Raw genomic sequence first — 26,415 nt, 5'->3', positions numbered from 1 at the left:
CTCTCCTGCGCGCGGCCGATCGATCGCCGTGACGTCCCGGATATGGTAATCCATGTTACTTCAGGCAGGTGGCGCGGCTAGATGTGGTGGCCGCCATGGTCAATGGCAAGACCGGCCATCGACCCGATACGCCCGGCCGCTCATCGCAAAAGCAAAGCCGCCTTACATTTTAATACAAAATTCTCCTGCGACTCGTTTGCAACTGCGAGTCGTTCGCGTTATGCGGTCGGCACCATCTTTCGCAGGACAAGTCGCAGCCGATGCACGGAACCGCCCGCATCCAGACCAAGAAGAAGAAGAGCGCCAAGGCCTTCTGGATGAAGCAGCTCCATACCTGGCATTGGGTAAGTTCGGCCGTCAGCCTGATCGGCCTGCTGCTCTTCGCCTTTACCGGCATCACGCTCAATCATGCCGCCGATGTCGAGGGTTCGCCCCAGACGATCGAAAAGAGCGCCACGCTGCCCGCCGACCTGCTGAAACAGGTCGCGCCCGACGATGCGCCCGACGCCAAGAAGCCCCTGCCCGCCGCCATCGCCGCCTGGGTGGAGAAATCCGTGGGGCAGGTCGGCGCGGGCGATGCGGAATGGTCGGCCGATGAGGTCTATCTGGCGCTGCCCCGACCCGGCGGCGACGGCTGGGTATCGATCGATCGCCACAGCGGCGCGGTGACCAGCGAAGCGACCAGCCGCGGTTGGATCAGCTATCTCAACGATCTGCACAAGGGCCGGAACGCGGGCGGCGTGTGGAAGTGGTTCATCGATATCTTCGCGGTCGCCTGCTTCCTGTTTGCGCTCACCGGCCTGGTCCTGCTCCAGATCCACGCCAAGAAGCGGCCCAGCACCTGGCCGCTGGTCGCCGCGGGCCTCGCCATTCCGGCGATCCTCGCCATCATCTTCATTCATTAAAGGGGGACCCTATATGCAGATCAGCCATCGCCTGTTGCTGACCGGTACGGCGGCGCTCGGCGCGGCCGGGACGGCAGCCGCGCCCGCCGCCGCACAGACGCTGAACCTCAACGTCGCCATCCCGCGGCTGTCAGTGGCCGAATATCACCGCCCCTATGTCGCCATCTGGATCGAGAAGGAGGGCGCAGCGCCCCGCACCCTGTCGGTCTGGTATGATGTCGACAAGGCGAAGGGCGAAGGCACGAAATGGCTGCGCGACATCCGTCAATGGTGGCGCGCATCGGGCCGGACGCTGACCTTCCCGGCCGACGGCGTATCGGGCGCGACCCGCGCGCCGGGCGACCAGAAGATAGCCTTCCCCGCAGGCAAGGGCCCCCTCGGCGCGCTGGGCGCGGGCAATTACACGCTGATCGTGGAGGCGGCGCGCGAAGTCGGTGGACGCGAAGTCGTGCGCCTGCCCTTCGCCTGGCCGCCAAAGCCCGGTACGACCGTCAAGGCGCAGGGCAGCAGCGAACTGGGCGCGATCGCCCTGACATTCGGCAAATAAGAGGGGATACAGCCATGAAAACCAAGTTTCTGATCGCGGGCGCGCTCGCCGCGCTGATGCTGCCTGCCACCGCGCAGGCCCACCGGCAATGGATGCTGCCCTCCTCCACCACCCTGTCGGGCACCGACAGCTGGGTTACGGTGGACGCCGCCATTTCCAACGACGTCTTCTACTTCGAACATTTCCCCATGGGCACGGACAATATCGTCGTGACCGAGCCGGACGGCGCGGCCGGTAAGATCGAGAATGCCGCCAAGGGCCGCTATCGCTCGACCTTCGACGTGCATCTGACGAAGCCCGGCACCTATCGCATTGCCAATGTTTCGACCGGCGTGATGGGCAGCTACATGCTGAACGGCAAGCAGGAACGCCTGCCGCGCGGCACGACCAAGGACAAGCTGGCCAGCGTCATCCCCGCGGGCGCGACCGACGTGCGCACCGCCGAAATGTCCAGCCGCAACGAGATTTTCGTGACGCTGGGCGCGCCGACCACCACGCTCTTCAAACCCACCGGCAGCGGCATCGAACTGGTCCCCGTCACCCATCCCAACGACCTGGTGTCGGGCGAAGCGGCGAATTTCCAGTTCCTGCTGGATGGCAAGCCCGCCGCAGGCCTGAAGGTCACGGTCATTCCCGGCGGCATCCGCTATCGCGACGCGCTGGGCCAGATCGACCTGGTCGCCGACAAGGATGGCAAGGTCGCCATCACCTGGCCGCAGCCGGGCATGTATTGGCTGAACGCCAGCGTCGGCGGCGGTCGGGAAGGCGGTCCCGGTGGACCGGGTGGCTCAGGTGGCGAAGCCGGTCCGGGCGCAGGCGCACCGCCCGCCCCGCGCCCGCAGGCCCCCGCTGGCCCGCCGCAGCGCCGCGCCGCCTACATCACGACGCTGGAAGTGCTGGCGCCCTGATACAGCCTGCCCCGCACGGCATCCGCATCGCGATAGCGCCCGGCCTGTCGCCCGACGCCTTTGTCGGACGACAGCGCAGGGGCGCTATCGTCACATTTGGCGGCCCGACGATGGGAACCAGCTGGTCGGCGCAGATCGTCGATCCGCCCGATGGCTGCGACGCGGCGATCGAAGAGGTGCTGGCGCGCGTCATTGAGCAGATGAGCCATTGGGAAGCGGACTCCGCCATCAGCCGCTTCAACCGTGCCCCGCTGGGCGAATGGATGGTCCTGCCCGGCGACATGCTGGCGGTGCTGCATGCGGGGCTGGACATGGCCCGGCTGTCGGGCGGGGCCTTCGATCCTGCCATCGGGCGGCTGGTCGACCGTTGGGGCTTCGGCCCCGCCCTCCAGCCCGCATCGACCGCCATGCCGGGCGCGCCCTGGACCCATATCGACGTCGAAGGCAAGCGCGCCCGTCGCCGCGCCGACGTGGCGCTGGATTTCTCGGGCATTGCCAAGGGCTTTGCCGTCGATGCCGTCGCCACGGCGCTCCGTGCGCGCGGCGTCGCGAATTTCCTGATCGAGATCGGCGGCGAACTGCGCGGCGAAGGGGTCAAGCCCGACATCCAGCCCTGGTGGGTCGATGTCGACGCGCCGCCGGACCTGGCCGTACCGACCCTGCGCGTGGCGCTCTGCAACTGCGCCATCGCCACGTCGGGCGACTATCGCCGCTTCCGGTTTCAGGACGGCGCGCGCCTGTCGCACAGCATCGACCCCGCCACCGGCGCCCCGATCGCGGCGGGCGTCGCATCGGTCACGGTGCTGCACGATCAGGCGATGCTGGCCGACGCATGGGCTACGGCGATCACCGTGATGGGCCCGGATCGCGGCATGCACCTCGCGACCCGACACGGCCTCGCCGCGCGCCTCGTGATGCGCACGGACACCGGCGCGCAGGAATATATGACGCCTGCGCTGGCCGCGATGCTGGAGTGAGGGGAGGAGTGGTTGGGGGGTGGTTTCCAGACTGTCTGGTTTTTGCCGCAATCAAAATGATAGCCGACGTTGCCAAAGTATTGGTTGCTCGCCATCATCGGCTCATGTGGAAGCCAACTATCATAGCCGTGTTTCTTGGAACGACGCCCTCAACTGCACAGGCATGCTCAGTAGTTAGCGGCTATCGTGTCCCCACCACTTTGCAACTGGTGGAAGGCTCGGACGCAATTGTTTTGGCAAAAGTCAAAGCGGGAGCGGTTAATTCTGAATTTGGCTTTCGACACGCGTCGCTAACGCCAATTGCGCTTCTCAAGGGAGACCTACTGCCTCAACAAATATCTTATGAATATGGCGCTATATCAAGCCGTCGATGGAAAGCGGTCGCAAGTAATCCTCGCAATTTGGAAGAGCCAAATCCCGATGTGTTTTCAGGCGGATGTAACCGTCAGGTTTTCAAGAATGGCATGCTCGTTGTAACCTTCCTGAAGAAAGAAGGTAGTACATATGTCGTTAACGCACCGCCATTTTCGAGGGCATTGGAGGATGTGCCATCGTCCGATGCTCTTTGGGTGAAGGCTGTCAAAATATACGTCAAAATCGCGGCTTTGCCGGGCATGAAGCGTCGAAAAGCCGTGGAAGCGGAACGGGCGCGATTAGCAGCGACAAAAAATGACCCGGATGCTCCACTGCTTGCCCGCGAGCTAGGCAGGGCACTTCATGAAAACCCATAAACTTTCTTAAATTGGGCGAATGTCGGCTCTAGGCATATGCAGGGATCATTTCCGCTGACGTAAAATGGTCGACACCCGCCGATCTTCCCTTTGCGAAAAAGATGGGTCGCTTGCCGCTCACTCATCCTTCCAATGTTGGATAATCTCTGATCTATCCTGTCGGATGACACGCCATCACCCTCCCGCGCGGCCCCTGCAATCGCACCGACCCGTGACCTGCTCGTCGCGTCACTGTCGCGCGATCGACGCGTCGCAGGCGCTTGGCCGTGACCCGGGTGGCGCGTCATCGTCGCGTTGGTGGCGCTTCAGGCGCGCTTCGCAGGCGCTTTGGCCGCAAAAGCGCGCCGACAGACCCGACGACGGTGTGAACTTCGCAGGAGGACGAAACCGTGACCCTGGCGCTACGGGCTTGGCTCAGGCGTCGGCCCAGCGGCGCAGCAGATTATGATAGACGCCGGTCAGCCGGATCACCTCGTCATGGCCCTGCCCCATGGCGGCGGCCACGCCCTGCACGCTGCGGTCGAGATCGAACAGCAATTGCCGCGCGCTGTCGTCGCGGATCATCGACTGGAGCCAGAAGAAGCTCGCCACCCGCCGCCCCCGCGTCACCGGCTCGACCCGGTGCAACGAAGAGGACGGATAGAGCACCGCATGGCCCGCAGGCAGCTTCACCTGCTGCACCCCGAAATGCGTTTCCACCGTCAACTCGCCGCCATCATAGGCGTCAGGTTCCTCAAGGAAGATCGTGATCGACAGGTCGGATCGCACGCGAAATCCGGTCCCCGCCTGGATGCGCACGGCATTGTCGACATGGACGCCGAAATTCTGGCCACCGGCATAGCTGTTGAACAGGGGCGGGAAAATCTTGAGCGGCAACGCGGCGGCGATGAAGAGTGGCGACCGTCCCAGCGCGTCGAGCACCATCTGTCCCGCCTGCTTGGCCGCGTCGCTGTCTTCGGCCAATTGCAGGTTGCGCTTGGCAAGCGCCGACTGGTGGCCGGACGTGACATTGCCATCGACCCAGTCGGCCGCGTCGATGACCGCACGGATGGCGGCGATGCCCGCAGCGTCGATCAGGTCGGGTATGGCGATCAACATGGAAAAGGCGTGTCCGTCAGGCGGCCTGGGTCCGCAGGATGAAAGGAATTTCGACCACGCCCCTGACCCGCACCGGTTGCCCGCCGCGAATTGTCGGCTTCCATCGCCACCCCTTCACCGCGTCGCGCGCGGCATCGTCCAGCCGGGGCGAACCGCTGCTCTGGCTGACGGTGATGCTTTCGACGCCGCCATCGACGGACAGGGTGATGGTCAGCACCACCGTCCCCTGTTCATGCTTGCGGCGGCTTTCGACCGGATAGCGGGGCGGCTTGCCCGCGACCATCTGGGTGCCGAGGTCGCCGCCCTGCACCATGCTGGGCGGGGCTGGCGGGGCGGCCACGGATGTGACGGGTCCGGGCGCGACCACCATGGTCGGTGCGGGCGTGGGCACGGCAACGGGTTCGGGCGATGTCTGCACCGGCACCGGCGGCGCAGGCGTCTGCACGATCGGCGGCGGCGCGACGACCTGGGGGGCGGAGGGCGGCGGTGGCGGGGTTTCCGCCGCTGGGGGCGGCGGTGGTGGTGGCGACAGGTTCACCACGGTCAGCTTCGCAACGTCCGCCCGCTGCACATGGTTGCGCACCTGGATGAGCGCGCCGATCGCGAGCGCGTGGACGACAAGGATCGCGACGATGGCGGTAATGTTGGGACGGCGGCGCGCGCCGTAGCGATGTGGGCCGACAGGACCGGACGCCGTGGGCGAGGAAGGGACGACGGGCACGGAAGCGACCGTGGCGTCGAAGTCCGGCTCCGCTATGGTCGTCTGATCGTCGATCGGCTGGCTCGCGGCATGCAGCATGGAAGCGCCTCCCTCTCTGCGCCCATAACGCGAAGACTAATGCGAATCAATTGCGTCCTGGAAACATATCGGAAAAATTTGGGCGGGCGGCGACCCGAGGAGATGGCCACAAGGCCTGTGACATCGCCGCCCGCCCCTTTGCGCCCCGGCCGGGACATGCCGGGGCGCGGTAGATCAGAAGCTGTAGTTCAGGCTGAACACCGCCGACCGCGTCGGCGCCGGCTGCGCCCAGCTGCCCGCAACGGCATTGCGGACCGTGGTCACATATTTCTCGTTCGTGAAGTTCTGCACATTGACCTGCGCCTTGAGGTTCGGCGTGATCGGGTAGTTCACCATCAGGCGATGGATGGTGTAGCTCGGCACATGATAGCCGACATAGGTGCCAGCCACCAACTGCGCCAACGAAGGCTGGTTCAGCAGGAATTTGCCCTGATAGGTCAGCCCATAGCCCAGCTCCAGACCGAAAGCGAAGCGGTAGGTCGTGAACAGGCTGCCCGAATGTTTGGGCGTGTTGGTGAGCGCATAGCCCGCCGTCGGATCGAGGAAGGCCGCGCTGTTGGCGCATGCCCCCGCCGCCGGATCGGTCGTGCCGGGATTGGCGAGGCAATAATCGGACACGCCCTGTTTGATATCCGACTTGAGATACATATAGTTGGCGGAAATCGTCCAGTTGCTGGTGATGTTGCCCGACGCGCCGAAGGAGATGCCCTCCACCCGCTGATGGCCGTCCGTCGCCTGGTCCGGCAGTAACGGATCGCCCGATATGACCTTGATCTGGTTGCGATCGTTGCGGAACGCGGCGAGCGTCAACAGCAGTTTCTTCTCGAACAGGTCCGCCTTGGCGCCGATCTCGTAATTTTTGGTGGTTTCGGGGCGCACATTGCAGGTGCCGCTGCCACCGGCCGCATTGTCCGCGGTGCAGCTGCCATCGACCGACGCCTTGGATGGCAGTTTCGAGTTACCAAAGGCGACATAGAAGCTGGTGTCCGGCGTCGGCTTCACCACCGCGCCGACGCGGTAAGAGAAGAGATTGTCGTCGGTGCCGGGCAAGCTTGCGACGGCCGTGGGCTGGCCGAGGAGAGGAGAACCCCCGGTCGTATTATAGGTGATGGTGCGGCTGCTTCCCTTCACATTTTCATAACGGACGCCGCCGTTGATTTCAAAGAAGTCGCTGAACTTGATCGTGTCGAACAGATAGGCCGCGTAGCTTGTCTGTTCGCCAATCGCGGCGCTGCCACGGATGAAATTGACCGGACCGACATAGGCATTGCTGCCATACACCCTGGCCTGGCCCGTTGAGGCAGCGGGGCCAGTGATGATGCTGCCCGGATCGGATATGCTGACGAGCGGATTGTAAAAGCCAAGGCTTGTCGCTGCGCTATAGGCCGGATTGGCGATGATGCGCGTCACGCCATTCGTCGTCTGGGTCGTAAAGGGTGCGGCATAAGGATCGAAGCCGTTCGCCGAGCGATTGATATTGCCCTGCTGCTGTTCATAGCGTTCCCACAGCGCAGACACACCGATCACCAATGTGTGACCGATACCCGCGGTCTGAAAGTCCGCGCTAAGATCAACCTGATTATATGCGGTCTCGTTGGTCATGTGACGCGCCGTGGCACGTCCGCCGGTCGGAAGATAATAGCCAGCCGGTATATTCAACGTCTGGCCAACATTATTGGAATATATGGTCGTGGTGCAAGGCGCGGCAACACCCGTGTTGACGTCCGGCGGCTGCAGACCGGTCGACGCCAGGCAGAAGGTGCCCGTCGGCTGGCTGGTCACGGTATTCTGGCGGATATGTTCGTAGCGGGTCAGGTTGCGGATCTTGACCGTATCGCTGAACGCATGGCTGAAGATCGCCTGGAGCGAACGGGTCTTGCTGTTCTGTTGGTCCAGATTGGCAAAGCCATAATAGCCTTCGCGATCGAACTTCTTCAGGAAGCCGCCTTCGCGCGGATAATAGCGCAGGCCATATTGCGGCATGGCGTCGTCGTGCAGATATTCGCCCTGCACGGTCAGGCTGGTGGAGCTGTCGATGCCGATGGTGATCGCCGGGGCGAAGCCGTAGCGTTCGTAAAATTCCACGTCGCGGCCGGGCACGTCATTCTTGTGATAGACGGCGTTCAGGCGCACCGCGATCAGGTCGTTGATCCGCTGGTTGGTGTCGATCGTGGCGCGGTAATATTGGTCGGTGCCGATCCCTGCATTGAGGATCGTCTGACTATCGGCCAGCGGACGCTTGGTGACGAGGTTGATCGTGCCCGCAACCGAACCGCCGCCGTTCATGACGGAATTGGCGCCGTTAGTGACTTCGACCTGCTCGATATTGTAGACTTCATTGCGGTTGAGGAACGCGCCCGACCGTACGCCGTCGATGGTGACATCGTTCTTGGCGTCCTGGCCGCGCAGGATTATGCGATCGCCATAGCCGAAACCGCCCTCGCCCGCGCCGAAGGTGATGCCGGGAACCGTGGACAGGACGTCCCGCAGAGTCAGCAGATTTTGCTGCTGAATCGTTTCCTTGCCGATGACGGTGATCGTCTGGGGCGTATCAAGCAGCGGGCGGGTATATTTGGGCGATTCCGCCTTTTCCACCTTGATCGTCGGTTCATCGAGCGCGGTGTCGGTAACGGTCATGCCGCCCAGTCGTGCCCCCTGCGCCGTATCCTGCGCCTGAGCGCCCGCGGCAAATGCCATCGCACCGACGCAGCCGAGCGCGAGGAATGACGTCATGTTTCCGGATTTCGACATATGTTCAGAACCCCCTAATTGTCAGGAGGCCTGCTATTGCGAGTCCTTCGCAGAGTCAACGCTATTGCGACTAATTATTGCCTTTGTCGCAGATTTGTTGCTGGAATAGCCAGCTTCGTATCGCACTGGCCAGATTGGGCGGCTGCGTCGCCGCCAGCCGCGCGGCATCGATACGCGCGACGAGAGCGTTGAGGGGCAGATGTCGGTGGGCGGCCTGGGCGCGCAAAGCGTCCCAGAAAATGGGCTCCAGACTGATCGCGGTCTGGTGCCCCGCAATCGTCACGCTCCGCTTGATCGGCGGAGCGAAGGGCGACCCTTCCGGCCCGGACGGGCCATCGTCAGGGTCGCCCTGGCGCATCAATACATGTGCTGCCCGCCGTTGATCGACAGCGTGCTGCCAGTCACGAAGCCGCCTTCTTCGCTACAGAGAAAGGCGACGCCGCGTGCGATTTCGCTGGCCTGGCCGAGGCGGCCGACCGGGATCTTCGCGACGATCTTTTCCAGCACCGACGCGGGCACGGCCGCGACCATGTCTGTATCGATATATCCCGGTGCGATCGCGTTGACGGTGATGCCGGCCTTCGCCCCTTCCTGCGCCAGGGCCTTGGTAAAGCCGTGGATTCCGGACTTGGCGGCGGCATAGTTCACCTGACCATATTGGCCGGCCTGTCCGTTGATCGAGCCGATATTGACGATCCGGCCCCAGCCGCGTTCCCGCATCCCGCCGAACGTGGCCTTGGACATGTTGAAGCACCCGCCCAAGTTGATGCGCATCACTTCATTCCAGTCGTCGAAGCTCATCTTCGCCAACACGCCGTCGCGCGTGATGCCCGCATTGTTGACGACGATATCCACCGGACCAAGCGCCTGCGTCACCTGCTCCACACCGTCGAGACATGCCTGATGATCGCCGACATCCCATTTGAAGGTCGCGATGCCGGTCTTTTCAGTGAAGGCCTTCGCCTTTTCCTCATTACCCGCATAGTTGGCGGCGACGGTATAACCCAAGTCTTGCAGCGCCAGGCTGATCGCCTCGCCAATGCCACGCGTTCCGCCCGTTACGATCGCTATTCTCGACATCCGTCTATCCTCTTCCTGTAACGGGGGGTCAGTCTATCCAACCCGAAAGCTCACGGCTCATAAGCCTGCGATAAAGGATGATAGCTTCGGCCGACGCATTTAAACAGGGCAAACAGGCAAATTTTTCGCCACCTCTGGCCAAAAAAACCTCTTTCGCGCGCAATGCGATTTCCTCTAGAGTTTCAAGACAATCCGCCGCGAATCCGGGTGTTACGACAGCAACTTTGCGGACATCTTCATTTACCAATCTGGTAAGTGTCGCCTCCGTTTCCGGTTCGAGCCATTTGGCGCGGCCGAACCGGGATTGGAAGCTTATATGGATCGGTAGCGACAGGGCTTCGCGCAGCAGTCGAGTGGTCTTGACCGCCTGGCAATGATAGGGGTCGCCCAGCCGCAGGGTGCGTTCGGGCATGCCGTGGAAGCTGACGAGCAGCGCATCGGGCACGAAGTCCAGCGCGGCGACATGGCGTTCGATCGACGCCTTGAGCGCCGCAATATAGGCCGGGTCGTCATGATAGGGCGGCAGGGTGCGGATGGCGGGCTGCCAGCGCATCGCCGCCAGCGCGGCGAAGGCGGCGTCATGGGCGGTCGCGGTCGTCGCGGCGCTATATTGGGGATAGAGCGGCGCCAGCAATATGCGCTCGCATCCTTGCTGCTTCATGGCGGCAAGCCTGTCCGCTATCGCCGGATTGCCGTAGCGCATCGCCCAGTCGACGACGACATGCGGCATCGCCTCTTGCAGCGCATGCGCGGCCGCACGGGTGTGGACGGCCAGCGGCGACCCTTCGGGAGTCCAGACCTGTTGATAGGCATGGGCGGATTTCTTCGGCCGGGTGGTCAGGATCGCGCCGCGCAGGATCGGCTGCCAAAGCAGTTGCGGGATTTCCACCACACGACGATCCGACAGAAATTCCGCCAGATAACGGCGCACGGACGCCGGGTCAGGGGCGTCCGGCGTGCCGAGATTGATCAGCAGCACGCCGACCTTGGGCGCGGGAAGGACGGGATGATCGGCGGGCTTGTTCATGCGGTTCCTACGAGTGGCAGGCTGCGCATGCGCTGGCCCGTCCATGTATAGAGGGCGTTAGCGATGGCGGGGGCGACGAGCGGCGCAGCGAGATCGCTGACGCCCGCAGGTTCGGCGGTACTGCGCATCAGTTCCACCGTGACTTCGCCGATATCGGCAAGGCGCGGCAGGTTCATGCGGCCGAGAATCGCGCGCGTGGGCAGGCCGCGTTCATAGGGAACCGACGCGCCCATGGCATAGGCCAGGCCGTAGATGAGGCCGCTTTCCACCTGCTGCCGGGCGATGTCGGGGTTGACCTGATCGCCGACATCGACCGCCGCGACGATGCGGTTGACGCTCAGCTTTTCGCCATTCATGGCTGCTTCCACAAGGACGGCCGCATAGCCGCCATCCATCATGTGCGCGGCGATGCCCTGTCCGCTGCCCGCTATGCCACCCTGCCATCCCCCCATCGCAGCGGCAGTGGACAGGCAATGGGCGAGGCGCGGATTGCCGCCCAGCATCTGGATGCGGAAGGACATCGCCTCTATCCCGGCCAGATGCGCGAGTTCATCCATGAAGCTTTCGGTGAAGAAAGCGCCATGGAGATGCGCGTTTCCGCGCATAAAGCCGAGCGGCAGGCCGACATCGGTCGGGAAATGATCGACCGCCCAGTTGGGGATGGCATAGGGTGGAGCCATGCCCGCCACGGCCAGCCGGGTCGCCCTGTCCGCTGCGTCGGCCGATGCTTCATGGGGCAATTTCCCGTCGGCAATGCGCGCCCAGGTCTGGGTCATGGCGCAGGGCGCGGCGACCTTGGCCGACCAGCCTTCGATCGCGCCGTTGCGGCTGAGCTTGGCGGCCATACGGGCATGGGCGGGGGCGCTGGGGCGGTCGTGAATGATATCCTCCAGCCGCGACCAGAGCAGCTGCACCGGGCGTTTCATTTCGCGCGCCAGCAGCGCAGCTTGCACGCCCACGTCCCAGTCCATCTTGCGCCCGAAGGAACCGCCTGCGTGAAGCGGATACAGCGCCACCGCGCCTTCCGACAGGCCCAGCGCATCGGCGATCGCCGCGCGGGCGAGGCCGGGGGCCTGCGTCGCCATCCAGATTTCAGCGCCGTCGTCCGTCACGCGCGCCGTCGCGCAGGGCGGTTCGAGCGCCAGGTGAAGGCCCGGATCGACCTGATATTCGCTGGCCAGAATGGTCGCGCCGTCGAACACCGGCGCCAGGTCGCCCTGCGCATAGAGACGGCGACCGGCCGATCCTTCGAACGCTTTTTCCAGCGCGTCTTCGATGCCGCCGCTGCTGACCGGATCGCTGCGCAAAGTGAACACAGGGTCCGCAAGGTCGAGCGCCTTGTTCGCCGCCCACCAGTTGCTGGCGACCGCCGCGACCCAGCGGTCCTGCCGTACCAGCTTCAGGTAGCCGGTGACCCCGCTGGCGCCGCGTTCATCGAGACCCGCCAGCAGGACATCACCGATCGGTCCCTGACGGATCGAGGCATAGACCATGTCGGGCAGGCGAATGTCGGCGGCGAAATTATGGCTGCCATCGATCTTGGACGGGGTATCGAGGCGGGGGAGGTCCTGCCCCGACAAGCGACCGTCCTGCCCCTGCCGATAGGGCAGGATGGCGGGTAGGTCGAATTGCGCGGCCTCCGCCACCACATCGCCGATCTTCATGCGGCGGGCGGCGCCATCGGAAATGACGCCGTCTGCGATGTCGCAACTTTCCCAGGGTATCGCCCAGCGCGCCGCCGCCGCCTTACACAGCAGGACGCGGGCCGCCGCCCCGGCGTCACGATAGGCGTCGTGGAACATGGGGATGGATGTGCCGCCGCCGGTCAGCATCAGCGCGCCGCGCGTCGCATATTGGTTGATCGCCCAGTCGCCCGCGTCCCCCAGCAGCCGCGTCCAGTCGCTGGCCAGCCATTCGCGCGCCAGCAGGCTGTTGGCATAGAGCGGGCTGATCGGCGCGCTCTGCACCGCGACCGTGCGCCAGTCCGCGCCGAGTTCGTCCGCCAATATCTGCGGCAGGACGGTGGTGACGCCCTGCCCCATTTCGGTCTGCGGCACGACGACGATGATCTGGCCCGTCGCGTCGATTTTCAGGAAGGCGTTGACGATGGTTTCGCCGGGACCGGCATTGAGATTGGGTTGATAGCTGCGCGGCCAGACGCCCCAGGCGACCAGCAGCCCCGCCGCCACGCCGCCGCCGATGAGGAGCCTGCGCCGGTCGATGCCTTTGCCTTGTCGGGATTGCTTCCGCATGGTGCGCGCCATGCCTGTCTGATAGAGGCGCGAAGGCGCGCTGCCTAGGGTCAATCCGCCACGATCGGCGGAAGCCCGAGCCGGGGAATCTCGATTGCGGGGCAGCGATCCATCACGACCTTGAGCCCCGCCGCTTCCGCGCGAGCTGCGGCGGCGTCATTTATGACGCCCAATTGCATCCAGACCGCCTTTGCGCCAACGGCGATGGCGTCATCCACCGCTTCGCCCGCCGCCTCGCTGCGGCGAAAAATATCGACCAGGTCGATCGGTATGCCGATGTCGGACAGGCGGCCCCAGACGAACTCGCCATGGACATGTTCGCCCGCTATCTGCGGATTGACCGGCAGCACGCGATAGCCATGATCCTGAAGAAATTGCATCACGCGATAGCTGGGGCGATCAGGGCGATCGGATATGCCGACCAGCGCGATGGTGCGGGTTTCGCCAAGCAAGGCGGCGATATCCTGCGGGTCGGTGAGCGGCATGGCGTATCTCCTTCACAGTCGAGATGGGGAAGACGCGGGCGGACGCAAGGCGTTCCCCTGGCGATGCCCGCGCTATAGGCTCAGGCGATGTTCCAGATTCGCCCCGACGACCTGACCGACCCGCAGACCCGCGCGCTGTTGGCGCTGCATCTGTCCGGCATGCACGCCCATTCACCCGCCGACGCCGTGTTCGCTCTCGACCTCTCGGGCCTGCAATCGCCCGACATCAGTGTGTGGACGCTCTGGGACGGCATGACTGTCGCGGGCGTCGGCGCGCTGCGCACGATCAGTGCCGACCAAGGCGAGATCAAGTCGATGCGGACCCATCCCGATCATCTGCGCAAAGGCGTGGCGGCGGCGCTATTGCGGCACATCATCGCCACTGCCCGTGCGCAGGGCATGGTGCGGCTGAGCCTGGAAACAGGCCGGGGCGCGGCATTCGAACCGGCGCTGGCCCTGTATCGCGCGCAGGGGTTCGTCGATGGCGATGCCTTCGGCGACTATGCAGACAACGGGTTCAGTCAGTTTCTGCATCGGACGCTATAGTCAGGCCGTCCGTTCGAGCCAGTCGGCCACCTTTTGCGCAATGGCGCGGAAGGCGTCGGCATGGACGCCCTCCCCGCCGCCGGGGGATCGCCCGCGTCGGAGCGCCGGCGGATGTCGATCGCCAGCGGAATGCGGCCGAGGAAGGGCATCGCCATGTCGCCCGCCGCGCTTTCCGCGCCGCCTTGGCCGAAGGGATCGGAGATTTCGCCGCAATGGGGGCAGGCATAGCCCGCCATATTTTCCACCAGCCCGACCATCGGCACGCCCGCCTGGGCAAAGAGGCTGACGGCGCGCGTCGCGTCGATCAGCGCCAGATCCTGCGGCGTGGACACGATGACAGCACCGGCAGGCTTGTGCTTCTGCACCATCGTCAGCTGGATGTCGCCAGTGCCGGGCGGCATATCGACCACCAGCAATTCGGCATCGCCCCATTCCGCGTCGATCAACTGGGTGAGCGCATTGCCCACCATCGGCCCGCGCCAGGCCAGCGCCTTGCCCGGTTCCACCAGATGCGCCATCGACAGCATGGGAATGCCGAGCGGACCGGTCACGGGCACCAGCTTCTTGTCGCGCGCGATCGGCTTCTGGTCCTCGCTCGCCATCAGCTTGGCCTGCGACGGGCCGTATATGTCGGCGTCGACCAGCCCGACCTTGACCCCCAGCCGATGCAGCGCGACGGCGAGATTGGCCGACAGGGTCGACTTGCCCACCCCGCCCTTGCCGGACGCGACGGCCAGGATGCGCAGCGGCTTTTTTTGGGGGCCGCGCTCGGCGGTCATCGCTATTCGGACATCGGTGACGTCCGGCACGGTCAGCCCGCCTTCGCGGATCGCAGCGGCCAGGCCGTCCCGCTGCTCCGCGGACAGGCCGCCCACGTCGAGGGCGATGGTCATCACCCCGTCCTTGACGCGCGGGGCGCTGGCGCGACCGTCGGTCAGGGCGGTCAGACGGGCGGTGAAATCGGCAAGATCGGTCATGACGACGCCCTGTAGGAAATAATCGCGGGCATTTGCACTGTTTTTCGCAGGAGAGCCTTCCTATAGAAGATGTCATGAGAAGAACATTCGGGTGGATGCCCGCGATCGCAGCGATGGTTCAAGGCCCCTGGGGCGGCAAGAATGACGGCCCCGACGGGGACGGGCAGAAGGGCGGCGATGGCGGCCCCCGCAATCCATGGACCCAGCCGGGTAAGCCTGGCGGCGGGACGAAAGGGCCATCCGCGATCGAGGAACTGCTGCGCCGGGGTCGCGAGAGCTTTGGCCAGGGCGGCGGCAATGGCGGTGGCGGCGGCTTTGGTGGCCTGCCCCCACGTGCCAATGGCAAGGCGTTGTGGCCGATCGCGATCGGCATCATGGTGGTGCTGTGGCTGGTGCTGACCAGTTTCCACCGGGTCGGGCCGCAGGAGCGCGGCGTCGTGACGTTCTTGGGCAAATATAGCCGCACGTTGACGCCGGGCATCAGCATGACGCTGCCTGCACCGTTCGAGGCGGTCACGACGGTGGATGTCGAGGAAATCCGTACCATCGATATCGGATCGGCGTCCGAACAGAGCGAAAATCTGGTGCTGACCGGCGACCAGAATATCATCGACCTCGCCTATTCGGTGCGGTGGAACATCCGCAACCCCGAACTATATCTGTTCCAGCTGTCGGAACCGGACGCCAGCGTGCGCGAGGTCGCGGAAAGCGCGATGCGCGCCGTGCTGGCCAGCGTCAGCCTGGACGATGCGCTGGGCGCGGGCCGCACCGCGATCGAACAGCAGGTCGAATTGCGGATGCAGGAGATATTGGACGGCTACCGATCGGGCATCCGCATTCAGGGCGTCGCGATCAAGCAGGCCGATCCGCCGACCGCCGTCAACGACGCGTTCAAGGCGGTGTCCGCCGCGCAGCAGACCGCGCAGACCTACCTCAACGAAGCGCGCGCCGCCGCCCAGCAGGTGACGGCCAAGGCGCAGGGCGAGGCCGCAGCCTTCGACAAGGTGTATGAGCAGTATAAGCTGTCGCCCGAAGTAACCCGCCGCCGCATGTATTATGAAACCATGGAGGGCGTGCTGTCGAACGTCGACAAGACCATCGTCGAAGGTAACAATGTTACCCCCTATCTGCCGCTGCCTGAAATCAAGCGCCGGGCGCAGGCCGCTCCGGCGGCCGAAGCGGCCACCAGCACGGGAGGCCAGTGATGCCCGCATTCCTGCGTCATCCCGTCGCCCTCGCCCTGACGCTGCTGGCGCTGCTGATCCTGGTCGGCAGCACGGTCGCGATCGTGCCCGAAACCAAGCAGGGCGTGGTCGTGCGCTTCGGCGATCCCAAGGCGATCATCAACCGCTATCGCGCCAACGAGACGTTCGGCAATACCGGCGCGGGTATCATCATGCGCTGGCCGTTCGTTGACCAGATCGTATGGATCGACAAGCGCGTGCTGTCGGTCGAAATGGAACGCCAGCAGGTGCTGTCGACCGACCAGTTGCGCTTGCAGGTGGACGCCTTCGCCCGTTACCGCATCGTCGATCCGCTGCGTATGTATATCGCGGCGGGCAGCGAGGAGCGGGTTTCGGATGCGCTGCGCCCGATCCTGGGTTCCGCGCTGCGCAACGAACTGGGCAAGCGGCCGTTCGCGGCATTACTCAGCCCCGAGCGGGGCCAGGTGATGCAGAATATCGAGGCGGGCCTGGACCGGGTCGCGCGCCAATATGGCGCAGAGATCGTGGACGTGCGGATCAAGCGCGCGGACCTGCCCGATGGCACGCCGCTGGACAGCGCCTTCACCCGCATGCGTACCGCGCGTGAGCAGGAAGCGCTGACCATCCGCGCTCAGGGCGCCAAGCAGGCGCAGATCATTCGTGCGGAGGCCGACGCCAATGCCGCGCGCATCTATGCCGAAAGCTTCGGGAAAGATCCGTCATTCTATGACTTTTATCGGGGGATGCAGAGCTATCGCTATACCTTCTCGCCCGACCGGCCCGGCCAGACCAATGTCATCCTGTCGCCGGACAATGAATTCCTGAAACAATTCCAGGGTCGACGTTAAACTTTCGTAATGATCCCTGGTGGATCATTACGGAACCAGCGTCATTCAATGAGGGTTAAGGCAAGGCGGCGCAAATCAGGACTTCCCTAAAAGTCCCGCCTTCCATTTCCTGAAGATCATGAGAGGACCGTCACGAGTGCGTTACGCTTATGCCATCACCGGCGCCCTGCTGCTGGGCGGCACCGCCATTGCGGTAACGACCAGCTCCAATGTCGGCGCGCAAACCGCGCAGAATGAAGGCCTGACGGCCGCAGCCCCCGCGGGCGCGCCTGCCAGCCTGGCCGACATGGTCGAAAAGCTGCAACCGGCCGTCGTCAACATCTCGACCAAGCAGCGGGTGAAGGTGCAGAACCAGAACCCGTTCGCCGGCACGCCGTTCGGCGATCTGTTCGGACAGGGACAGGGCGGCCAACCGCAGACGCGCCAGGCGCAGTCGCTGGGTTCCGGCTTCCTGATTTCCGCAGACGGCTATATCGTCACCAACAACCATGTGGTGTCGGCCGGGGCCGAAGGCGCGAGCGTCGATTCGATCACGGTCACGATGACCAACAAGGAAGAATATACCGCCAAGCTGGTCGGGCGCGATCCCGCAACCGATCTGGCGGTGCTGAAAATCGAATCCAAAAAGCCCCTGCCCTTCGTCAAGTTCGGCGACAGCACGAAGGCGCGCGTGGGTGACTGGGTCGTGGCGATCGGCAATCCCTTCGCCCTGTCCGGCACGGTGACGGCGGGCATCATTTCCGCGCTCCATCGCGGCACCGGCGGCAGCTACGATAAGTTCATCCAGACCGACGCGTCGATCAACCAGGGCAACTCCGGTGGCCCGATGTTCGACATGCGCGGCAATGTGATCGGCATCAACAGCCAGATCCTGTCGCCATCGGGCGGCAATGTCGGCATCGGCTTCGCCATTCCGTCGGAACAGGCCGCTCCGATCGTGGAGAAGCTCCGTCAGGGGCAAGTGATCAAGCGCGGCTATCTGGGCGTGCAGATCAGCCCGTTGGGCGAGGATATGGCGGACTCGCTGGGTCTGGCCAAGAATCGCGGTGAGTTCGTGCAGGGCGTTGAGCCGGGCAAGGGCGCAGAGAAGGCCGGGATCAAGGCAGGCGACGTGATCGTCAGCGTCGCGGGCCAGGAAGTGAACGCAGACCAGAATCTGTCTTCGATCGTGGCCAATCAGTCGATCGGTGCGAGCGTGCCGATCATCCTGATACGCAACGGCCAGCGCCAGACGGTGACGGCGATCGTGGGCGAGCGCCCGTCCGAAGACGAGTTGAACAATTTTGCCCAGCCGCAGGGCGAAGAGGATTTCAGCCAGCAGGACAGCAATCCGGGCCAGGCGACGCAGCAGGCATTGGGCATTTCGGCGATCCCGCTGACGCCCGGCATCATTCGCCAGCTTGGCATCGCGGCCGATACGCGCGGCGTGGTCATCACCGCCGTCGATGGATCGACCGATGCGGGCGCCAAGGGCCTGCGTCGCGGCGACGTGATCATCAGCGCCAACAACCGCCCGGTCGCCAGCCAGGCGGAATTGGACGCGCAGGCCAAGGCGGTGGCAGGCCAAGGTCGCAGCGCCATCCTGTTGCAGGTGCTGCGTCGCGGCCAGCCGGCGATCTTCCTGCCGGTGCGTCTGCGCGACAAATAAGCGGCGCTTGCCGAACCGTTCTCGCGCAGTAAAGTGAGGGCGTCCTATCAGACCCGTTCGGGCTGAGCCTGTCGAAGCCTTCTTCTTCCTTCGAAGAATAGAAAGGCCCTTCGACAGGCTCAGGGCGAACGGGTTTTTCTTTTCGGAGTTGCAGCAATGAGCGACGGTATCTTCATCGGGCTGGGCGCACCGGACAAGGACGGGGGCATTCGCCAGACGCTGAATTTGCGCCGCGCCAATCGCCATGGGCTGATCGCCGGGGCTACCGGCACCGGCAAGACCGTGACGTTGCAGGGGATCGCCGAGAACTTCTCTGCCTTGGGCGTGCCGGTGTTCCTGGCGGATGTGAAGGGCGATCTAGCGGGCATAGCGATGGCCGGGTCCCCGACCGCCAAAAACGCGGACAAGCTGGTTTCGCGCGCGGCGGAGATCGGCATCACCGACTATGCCTATGCCGACAATCCCGTCATCTTCTGGGATCTGTACGGGCAGCAGGGCCATCCGGTCCGCACAACCGTCAGCGAGATGGGGCCGCTGCTGCTCGCCCGGCTGATGGGCCTTAATGAAACGCAGGAAGGCGTGCTGACCATCGCCTTCAAATATGCCGATGAGGAAGGGCTGCTCCTGCTCGACCTGGGCGATTTGCAGGCGATGCTGGCTTATTGCGCGGACAATGCCGATACGCTCTCGGCGCGCTATGGCAATGTGACCAAGGCCAGCGTCGGCGCGATCCAGCGGCAATTGCTGCAACTCGACGCCCAAGGTGGCGATTATTTCTTCGGCGAACCTGCGCTCGACATCCACGACATGCTGAAGGTGGACGAGAAGGGGCGCGGCTATGTGAACGTGCTGGCCGCCGACAAGCTGATGCAGAGTCCCAAACTCTACGCGACATTCCTGCTGTGGCTGCTGTCCGAATTGTTCGAGACGCTGCCCGAAGTGGGCGACCCCGACAAACCGGTGCTGGTCTTCTTCTTCGACGAAGCGCATCTGCTGTTCGACGACGCGCCAAAAGCGCTGACCGACAAGATCGAGCAGGTCGTGCGGCTGATCCGGTCGAAGGGCGTGGGCGTCTATTTCGTGACGCAGAACCCGATCGACATTCCCGAGGATGTGGCCGGGCAATTGGGCAACCGGGTCCAGCATGCGCTGCGCGCCTTCACGCCGCGCGACCAGCGCGCGATCAAGGCGGCGGCCGAGACGTTTCGGATCAACCCCGACCTGAATGTCGAAACCGCGATCACCGAATTGAAGGTCGGTGAAGCGCTGGTTTCGCTGTTGCAGGAAGATGGATCGCCGGGCGTCGTCCAGCGCACGTTGATCGCGCCGCCGCGGTCGCGACTGGGCCCCCTCGATGCGAAGGAACGCGCGATCATCCAGTCGATATCGCCCTGCGCCGGGAAATATGACGAGGCGGTCAACCGGGAGTCGGCGGAGGAAATACTGGCCGCGCGCGGTCAGGCCGCAGCCGCCGCCGCGCAGGCGTCCAAGGCGCAGGCGGAATCCGACAAGGCGGCCGCCGTGCAGGCCAAGGTCGAAGCCAGGCAGCGCGAGGCGGCATTGAAGGAACAGGCACGGCGCGACGCCGCGGCGGCGCGGGAAGCGGCGAAACCGGGCACGTTGGACAAGGTCATCCAATCGGCAACGCGCGCGGCGGGATCATCGGTGGGGCGGCAGGTCGCCAACGAACTGGGCAAGGCGGTGTTCGGCGGATCGCGCCGCAAATCCTCGTCCGGCGGGATCGCGGGCAAGCTGGTGCGCGGGATATTGGGCAGCCTGTTCAAATAGGCTATAGTCGGCGCGAAACAGGGAGACATAGGCCATGAAAGCGACAGCGAGTTGGACAGGTCTGGCGATAAGTCTGTTGGCCACACCCCTCCAGGCCCAGATCGTCATCGTGCCGCGTCATGTCGTGGGTGCGGCCATCGTCAGCGACATCGTGGCCGATCGGCAGGCGCAGCGCGACGCGCGCCAGACGCCCTATGCGTCGCCGGGCCATGGATCGATCGCAACGGCGGAAGCGGCGCGCGACGCCTGCGCGGAAAAGGCGCTCTATCAGGCCGGGCCAGCATCCAGGCTGATCGGTCCGGCGCGGGCCAGCAGCATGTCCACCGGCTGGGAAGTCGAAGGCGCGGTCAGCGCGGCCGATGGCGACATCCCCTTCGTCTGTTCCGTGCGCAACGGATCGGTCAGCGGCGTGCTGCTGCGGAAATAGGATATTGGGAAGGTTGGTCGCGTCGTTGCCTGAGAGGTCGGCCTTCGCTGGCAAGACTCACGGTGGTGGGCGTTCGACAACAGGCTTGCGTTTTGAAGGCCGCGCCCCTTCCCTGTCCGCGCCTTGCCCGCTCATAGATGGCAAAGCAAATCTTGTTGGACTATAGGTCGCGCTGCTGTTGCTTCGGCAACATAAGCCCCGCTACAGCATCCCCATGACGCTTGCTGCTTCGCCCCGCCACCCGCTGCATTTCGCCAATTTCAGGGCCTATCTGGTCGGGCGTCTTTGCGCCGTGCTGGCGCAGTATAGCATGATGATCGTGCTGGCATGGCAGGCCTATAATATCGCGCGCGAAACGATGACGACCGGGGCTGCGTCGGCGCAGCTTGGCCTGATCGGGCTGGCGCAGTTTCTGCCCCTGTTTTTCCTGACGCCCGTCACCGGATGGGTGGCGGACCATTATGACCGGCGGGTCATCACCCGGCTGACGCTGACGCTGCTGACGATCGCGGCGGGACTGCTCGCCTTCGCAACCTATGAAGGCTGGGTCAGCCTGCCGCTGATATTCGGCATCGCGGTGATCGTGGGGATCGCGCGGGCGTTCAACGGCCCGGCCTATGGCGCGCTCGCCCCCAATCTGGTGCCGCCCGCCGTGCTGCCCAACGCGATCGCCATATCGTCGGTCGTGTGGCAGGCGGGCATGATCGCCGGGCCGGCGGTGGGCGGCTATGCCTTTGCCGCGACGCCATGGGGCGCCTATGCGCTGGCCGCGATCCTCTATGCCGTCGCGCTGGGCGCGATGCTGATGATCGGGCCGGTGCCGCAGCCGCCGCGCGACACGACCCGCCATCCCATCCGCCAGATGATCGACGGTTTCACCTATGTGAAGGGCAACCGGCTGGTGCTGGCGACGATCACGCTGGACCTGTTCGCGGTGCTGCTGGCGGGCGCGACGGCTCTGCTGCCCGTCTATGCGCGCGACATTTTGCATGTGGGCGCGCGGGGGTTGGGCCATCTGGCCGCCGCGCCGGGGATCGGGGCTGGTCTGACGGCGCTGTGGTTCTCCTTCCGCCCGATGAAGACCGAGGTGGGGTTGAAGATGCTGGGGTCGGTGATCCTCTTTGGCCTGGCCACCATCGCCTTTGGCTGCACGGCCTTCCTACCGCGCGACATCGCGATCGAGGCGGGCATCGCGTCGCTGGTGGTCCTGGGCGGCGCGGACATGGTGTCCGTGTTCGTGCGCCAGTCGCTGGTCCAGTTGCATACGCCCGACGCGATGCGCGGGCGCGTGTCGAGCCTGTCGCAACTGACCATATCCGCCTCCAACGAACTGGGCGAGGCCGAAAGCGGTTTCCTGGCCGCGCTGGTCGGGCCGGTCGCCGCCGTGATCGGCGGTGGCGTGGGCGCGATCGTCATCACGCTCTTTTGGGCGCGACTCTTTCCTGAATTGCGCCTTGCACGAAGCTTTGATCCACCCGACATCGGGCGAGACGAGAATAAACTGGTTGGCGATCCGGTTTGATCGTTCAACCTTGACTGATTTTGGTTGGGCGCCGTCGACCGGATCGACCGACCGCCCCATGCTCTGCGAGGAGAAGACATCATGAAAGCTGCCACGATATTGGAAACCATCGGCAATACGCCGCACATCCGCATCAAGCGGCTGTTCGGTGATGCGGAAGTGTGGATCAAGTCGGAACGGTCGAACCCCGGCGGGTCGATCAAGGACCGTATCGCGCTGGCGATGATCGAGGCGGCCGAGGCCAGCGGCGAATTACAGCCCGGCGGCACCATCATCGAACCGACGTCGGGCAATACCGGCGTCGGCCTGGCCATGGTCGCGGCGGTCAAGGGCTATAAGCTGGTGCTGGTCATGCCCGAAAGCATGTCGATCGAGCGCCGCCGGTTGATGCTGGCCTATGGCGCGAGCTTCGACCTGACCCCGCGCGAGAAGGGCATGAAGGGCGCGATCGAGCGCGCGCTGGAGCTGGTGAGCCAGACGCCGGGCAGCTGGATGCCGCAGCAGTTCGAGAACCCGGCCAATATCGACGTGCATGTCCGCACCACCGCGCAGGAAATCCTGGCCGATTTCGCCGACACGCCGATCGATGCGCTGATTACGGGCGTGGGAACCGGCGGACATATCACCGGTGTCGCCGAGGTGCTGAAGAAGCAGTGGCCCCATCTGAAGGTCTATGCGGTCGAGCCGACCCTGTCGCCGGTCATCAGCGGCGGCCAACCTGGCCCGCACCCGATCCAGGGCATCGGTGCTGGCTTCATCCCGGCGAACCTGCATACCCAGTTGCTGGACGGCGTGATCCAGGTCGATCCGGCCGACGCGAAGGACTATGCCCGCAAGGCTGCGACGCAGGAAGGGATGCTGGTCGGCATCTCGTCCGGCGGCACATTGGCGGCGATCGCGCAGAAGCTGAAAGACCTGCCCGCAGGCAGCCGGGTGCTGGGCTTCAACTATGATACGGGCGAACGCTATCTTTCGGTGCCGGACTTCCTGCCGGAATAAGGCCGGGTTTCCTGCCGGGATAAGGCCGGGCTTCCTGCCGGGATAAGGATGGTGTAACGCGCCGGGCATGACCGACGCTCTACCCCGTAATCAGCCGCATCCCGGCATGTGGCTGCTATGGGCGTTGCTGTTCGTCGGCCTGCCCATGGCGGTCGCGGGATGGGACAGTCGGTCACGATCCGATGGCCCCTCCCCCGCCTGGATGCGGTAATGGCGGCCCGTATGAAGCGGCCGACTACCCCGCCCCCGCCGGTCGAGCCGGTCGAGGTCTTCGCCCTGCCACGCGACAAGGCGGTGGCGTTCAACGCCGCCATCCCCTTTTCCCGCGATCCCAATCCCGCGGCCAGCCCCTTCCTCTTTCGCGGCGGGCAGGTCGATCTTGCCCGCGCAGTCGATTGCCTAGCGGCGGCGGAGATTTACGAGGCCGGGGACGATGCCATCGGCGAGCAGGCGGTGGCGCAGGTCGTGCTGAACCGCGTGCGTCACCCGGCCTTCCCCAAGTCCGTGTGCGGCGTGGTGTTTCAGGGACAGGAGCGCCGGACCGGGTGCCAGTTCACCTTCAGTTGCGACGGGGCGCTGGCGCGGACGCCCAACCCGGTGGCCTGGGCGCGGGCGCAGCAGATCGCCCGCAGCGCGCTGGCGGGACAGGTCTACAAGCCGGTCGGCCACGCCACCCATTATCATACCGACTGGGTCGTGCCCTATTGGAGCAGCAGCCTGGACAAGATCGTGGCGGTCGGCACCCATATCTTCTTCCGCTGGCGGGGATGGTGGGGCACGCCGCCCGCCTTCCGCCGGACCGTGGATGGCGGCGAGCCGCTGATCCCGCAGATCGGACGGCTTTCACCCGCCCATAGCGCCCAGATGCTGCCCTTGCCCGGCGTCATCACGCCTACCGGCGAGAGCGCCGAGGCCATCGCCGCACAGGCCCGGCATGCGATCGGCCTGGACCAGATCGGCAAGAGCGTGGGCGGCGTGCGGCTGATCGCGCTGGCCGATACGCGCAGCTTCGTCGTCGAATTGCCGCGCGGCAGCAGGCCGGACAATTGGCCCGAAAGCGCCCGCACCTTTTGCGCGGGACGACCGCAATGCCGGATCATGGGATGGACCACTAACGACGCCCCGAAGGAATTGCCGCTGACCCTGGCCAATCTGGCCGCCATGCGCTTTTCCTACATCCATGACACCACGACGGGATTGCAGAAGTCGCTGTGGAACTGCGCGCAGACGCCGCGTGCAGCCAAGAGCGAATGTATGCGCCAGCGTATTTCGGTTCCCTTGCCCACGCCTGTGGATGATGCGGGACTGGCGGGCGTGCGTCGCAAGGAACGGTTCGAGACGGTGAAGATCGCGCCGGTCGGGCCGAGCGCTGCCTCGCCCGCTGCGACAACGAACGCGACACCTTAATCGCTTTTTCGCTCGCATGGCGGGTTCGATCGCCTGCTCCGTCATGGTATGTTATTACATTCGCGATGTGGGGCAGATTATGGTGACGCGGCGGGCTTTTCTGGGCAGCGGCATGGCGATGGGCGGTGCGCTGGGATTGGCGGGCGGCGGCGGGGTGTCGGCGGCGAGCACCAAGGAAGGGGCCTGGCCGCAGGAACCGCCCTTCGCCTTTACCGGCGACATGACGGATTTCGATGCGGCGCAGGCGGCGCTGATGCGGCTCTATCGCGTGAACCGGGATTTCGCGACCTTCGACGCGGCCTATTATGGCGCGATGACGCTGCCGGTGCAGGCCGCCTACGCAGCGCGGTCGCATTGGGTCAACCAGAACCATGCGCTATTCCTGCGCAATGCCGCGCCCGGCCATCCGCGCGACGTCGAGTTGGACAGGTCGCGCGAAGCTGTCGCGCAACTGCTGGGCGCATCGACCGACGAGATCGCGTTGGCGGGCGGCGGGACCGAAGCGCTCTATGCGCTGATCGCCAATTATGCGCTGCTCCGGCCCGGGGACGCGGTGATCTACGCCGATGTCGATTATGACGAGATGCAGTTCGCCTGCGACTATCTGGAGAAGAGCCGGGGCGCGCGGATCGTGCGCTTTTCCCTGCCGGAACCGCATAGCGAAGCGAACATCCTGGCCGCTTACGACAAGGTGCTGAAGGAGACGCCCCGCGCCAAGCTGCTGCTGTTGACGCACCTGTCCAACCGCAATGGGCTGGTGCCGCCGGTCAAGGCGATCGTGGAGATGGCGCGGGCGCGCGGCGTCGATACGATATTGGACAGTGCGCAGGCGGTGGGGCACCTGCCCTTCACCGTCGCGGACACCGGCGCGGATTTCATCGGCTTTTCGCTGCACAAATGGCTGGCCGCGCCGCTGGGCACCGGCGGCATCTATATCCGCAAGGCGCGGTTGCAGGACATCGCGCCCTGGCTGGGCAACCGCATCCATGGGCCGGAGGATATCCGGGCGCGCATTCCCACCGGAACTGTCGACTTCGCTGCACGGCTGACGGTCCCGCGCGCGATCGCGATGCATGATGCGATCGGCGGCGCGGCGAAATATCGCCACCTGCTAAGGCTGCGCGACTATTGGGTCGATCGGGTCCGGGACATCAAGGGACTGGAGATCATGCTGCCGCAGGAACCGGGTCGCTATGGCGCGGTCACCGGCTTTCGCCTGCCCGGCATGACCGGCCCGGACGACGCGAAGAAGGCCGCCGCACTGTTCCTGGCGAAATACAGGCTGCTGGTTGTGGCGAAGGCGGGCCTGGCGTCCGGCCCAGTGTTGCGGGTGACGCCCGCCCTGTTTAACAGTGGCGCCGAACTGGACCGGCTGGTGGCGGCGATCCGGGCGGAACGCGGGCTGTTTGGCTGACCCCCCTTCACAAACCGGGCTATCATGGCTATATCGGCGTCAATCCGGTTGTCCTGTGCCCTTCAAGGTTGCGG

Annotated in this window: 22 protein-coding genes and 2 pseudogenes; 15 read left to right on the top strand and 9 right to left on the bottom strand. The window is 64.8% G+C overall.

Annotation, left to right across the window (positions count from 1 at the left end):
* Positions 1–260 precede the first annotated feature (260 nt).
* From U5A82_RS07620 to U5A82_RS07600, 5 genes are all read left to right on the top strand, one after another.
* Positions 261–905, top strand: coding sequence for a PepSY-associated TM helix domain-containing protein (locus U5A82_RS07620; RefSeq protein ID WP_326289886.1), 645 nt, complete (start codon positions 261–263; stop codon positions 903–905).
* Between the two features lie 13 nt (positions 906–918).
* The gene (locus U5A82_RS07615) at positions 919–1,452 is read left to right on the top strand and encodes a DUF2271 domain-containing protein (protein ID WP_326289885.1); all 534 of its coding nucleotides are present in this window, start codon (positions 919–921) and stop codon (positions 1,450–1,452) included.
* Positions 1,453–1,466: 14 nt separating this feature from the next.
* Positions 1,467–2,360 carry a DUF4198 domain-containing protein gene (locus U5A82_RS07610; RefSeq protein ID WP_326289883.1) on the top strand — a complete coding sequence of 298 codons (894 nt, stop codon included), beginning with the start codon at positions 1,467–1,469 and terminating at the stop codon, positions 2,358–2,360.
* Between the two features lie 110 nt (positions 2,361–2,470).
* A complete protein-coding gene (locus U5A82_RS07605) occupies positions 2,471–3,337 on the top strand; it encodes an FAD:protein FMN transferase (RefSeq protein ID WP_326289882.1) in 867 nt (288 codons plus the stop codon).
* Between the two features lie 56 nt (positions 3,338–3,393).
* A complete protein-coding gene (locus U5A82_RS07600) occupies positions 3,394–4,068 on the top strand; it encodes a hypothetical protein (RefSeq protein WP_326289880.1) in 675 nt (224 codons plus the stop codon).
* A gap of 414 nt (positions 4,069–4,482) precedes the next feature.
* On the opposite strand, the gene U5A82_RS07595 is transcribed toward U5A82_RS07600, so the two are convergent.
* The 8 genes from U5A82_RS07595 to U5A82_RS07560 form a co-directional block, all read right to left on the bottom strand.
* Positions 4,483–5,166, bottom strand: coding sequence for a Fe2+-dependent dioxygenase (locus U5A82_RS07595; RefSeq protein WP_326289878.1), 684 nt, complete (start codon positions 5,164–5,166; stop codon positions 4,483–4,485).
* Positions 5,167–5,182: 16 nt separating this feature from the next.
* Positions 5,183–5,965, bottom strand: coding sequence for an energy transducer TonB (locus tag U5A82_RS07590; RefSeq protein WP_326289876.1), 783 nt, complete (start codon positions 5,963–5,965; stop codon positions 5,183–5,185).
* A gap of 174 nt (positions 5,966–6,139) precedes the next feature.
* Complete coding sequence (locus U5A82_RS07585) at positions 6,140–8,698, bottom strand: TonB-dependent receptor (protein WP_326289874.1); 2,559 nt, start codon at positions 8,696–8,698, stop codon at positions 6,140–6,142.
* A gap of 88 nt (positions 8,699–8,786) precedes the next feature.
* Positions 8,787–9,074, bottom strand: a complete 288-nt coding sequence (locus U5A82_RS07580) for a ribbon-helix-helix domain-containing protein (RefSeq protein ID WP_326289873.1) — start codon at positions 9,072–9,074, stop codon at positions 8,787–8,789.
* Positions 9,074–9,796, bottom strand: a complete 723-nt coding sequence (gene phbB, locus U5A82_RS07575; protein WP_326289871.1) for an acetoacetyl-CoA reductase — start codon at positions 9,794–9,796, stop codon at positions 9,074–9,076. Before phbB ends, U5A82_RS07580 begins: the two co-directional genes overlap by 1 nt.
* A gap of 28 nt (positions 9,797–9,824) precedes the next feature.
* Complete coding sequence (gene hemH, locus U5A82_RS07570; protein ID WP_326289870.1) at positions 9,825–10,823, bottom strand: ferrochelatase; 999 nt, start codon at positions 10,821–10,823, stop codon at positions 9,825–9,827.
* On the bottom strand, positions 10,820–13,087 hold the full coding sequence (locus U5A82_RS07565) for a xanthine dehydrogenase family protein molybdopterin-binding subunit (RefSeq protein WP_326289868.1): 2,268 nt from the start codon (positions 13,085–13,087) through the stop codon (positions 10,820–10,822). The genes hemH and U5A82_RS07565 overlap by 4 nt, the downstream gene beginning before the upstream one ends.
* 38 nt (positions 13,088–13,125) lie before the next feature.
* Entirely contained in the window at positions 13,126–13,560 is a 435-nt protein-coding gene (locus U5A82_RS07560; protein WP_326289867.1) for a CoA-binding protein, read from the bottom strand.
* Positions 13,561–13,647: 87 nt separating this feature from the next.
* Between U5A82_RS07560 and U5A82_RS07555 the strand changes: the two genes are divergently transcribed.
* Positions 13,648–14,106 carry a GNAT family N-acetyltransferase gene (locus U5A82_RS07555; protein WP_326289865.1) on the top strand — a complete coding sequence of 153 codons (459 nt, stop codon included), beginning with the start codon at positions 13,648–13,650 and terminating at the stop codon, positions 14,104–14,106.
* On the opposite strand, the pseudogene U5A82_RS07550 reads toward U5A82_RS07555, so the two are convergent.
* Positions 14,107–14,885, bottom strand: a pseudogene (locus U5A82_RS07550) (Mrp/NBP35 family ATP-binding protein).
* 272 nt (positions 14,886–15,157) lie between these two features.
* On the opposite strand from U5A82_RS07550, the gene hflK reads away from it, so the two are divergent.
* From hflK to U5A82_RS07505, 9 genes and pseudogenes are all read left to right on the top strand, one after another.
* A complete protein-coding gene (gene hflK, locus U5A82_RS07545) occupies positions 15,158–16,288 on the top strand; it encodes an FtsH protease activity modulator HflK (RefSeq protein WP_326289863.1) in 1,131 nt (376 codons plus the stop codon).
* The gene (gene hflC, locus U5A82_RS07540) at positions 16,288–17,136 is read left to right on the top strand and encodes a protease modulator HflC (RefSeq protein ID WP_326289862.1); all 849 of its coding nucleotides are present in this window, start codon (positions 16,288–16,290) and stop codon (positions 17,134–17,136) included. Before hflK ends, hflC begins: the two co-directional genes overlap by 1 nt.
* A gap of 136 nt (positions 17,137–17,272) precedes the next feature.
* Positions 17,273–18,784, top strand: a complete 1,512-nt coding sequence (locus U5A82_RS07535; protein WP_326289860.1) for a Do family serine endopeptidase — start codon at positions 17,273–17,275, stop codon at positions 18,782–18,784.
* 156 nt (positions 18,785–18,940) lie between these two features.
* Positions 18,941–20,572 (top strand): helicase HerA-like domain-containing protein, encoded by a 1,632-nt coding sequence (locus U5A82_RS07530; RefSeq protein WP_326289858.1) that lies wholly within the window; start codon positions 18,941–18,943, stop codon positions 20,570–20,572.
* 76 nt (positions 20,573–20,648) lie between these two features.
* Positions 20,649–20,999 (top strand): hypothetical protein, encoded by a 351-nt coding sequence (locus U5A82_RS07525; protein ID WP_326289857.1) that lies wholly within the window; start codon positions 20,649–20,651, stop codon positions 20,997–20,999.
* 214 nt (positions 21,000–21,213) lie between these two features.
* Positions 21,214–22,521 (top strand): MFS transporter, encoded by a 1,308-nt coding sequence (locus U5A82_RS07520; RefSeq protein WP_326289855.1) that lies wholly within the window; start codon positions 21,214–21,216, stop codon positions 22,519–22,521.
* Between the two features lie 81 nt (positions 22,522–22,602).
* Positions 22,603–23,520 carry a cysteine synthase A gene (gene cysK, locus U5A82_RS07515; RefSeq protein WP_326289854.1) on the top strand — a complete coding sequence of 306 codons (918 nt, stop codon included), beginning with the start codon at positions 22,603–22,605 and terminating at the stop codon, positions 23,518–23,520.
* Between the two features lie 67 nt (positions 23,521–23,587).
* Positions 23,588–24,927 (top strand): annotated as a pseudogene (locus tag U5A82_RS07510) (cell wall hydrolase).
* A 79-nt stretch (positions 24,928–25,006) separates the two neighbouring features.
* On the top strand, positions 25,007–26,341 hold the full coding sequence (locus tag U5A82_RS07505; RefSeq protein WP_326289852.1) for an aminotransferase class V-fold PLP-dependent enzyme: 1,335 nt from the start codon (positions 25,007–25,009) through the stop codon (positions 26,339–26,341).
* The last annotated feature ends 74 nt before the right edge of the window (positions 26,342–26,415 follow it).

It is taken from the genome of Sphingobium sp. CR2-8 (assembly GCF_035818615.1).
Taxonomy (GTDB): domain Bacteria; phylum Pseudomonadota; class Alphaproteobacteria; order Sphingomonadales; family Sphingomonadaceae; genus Sphingobium.
Note: the sequence above shows the minus strand (reverse complement) of the source record. Positions and strands in the feature narration are given on the sequence as shown.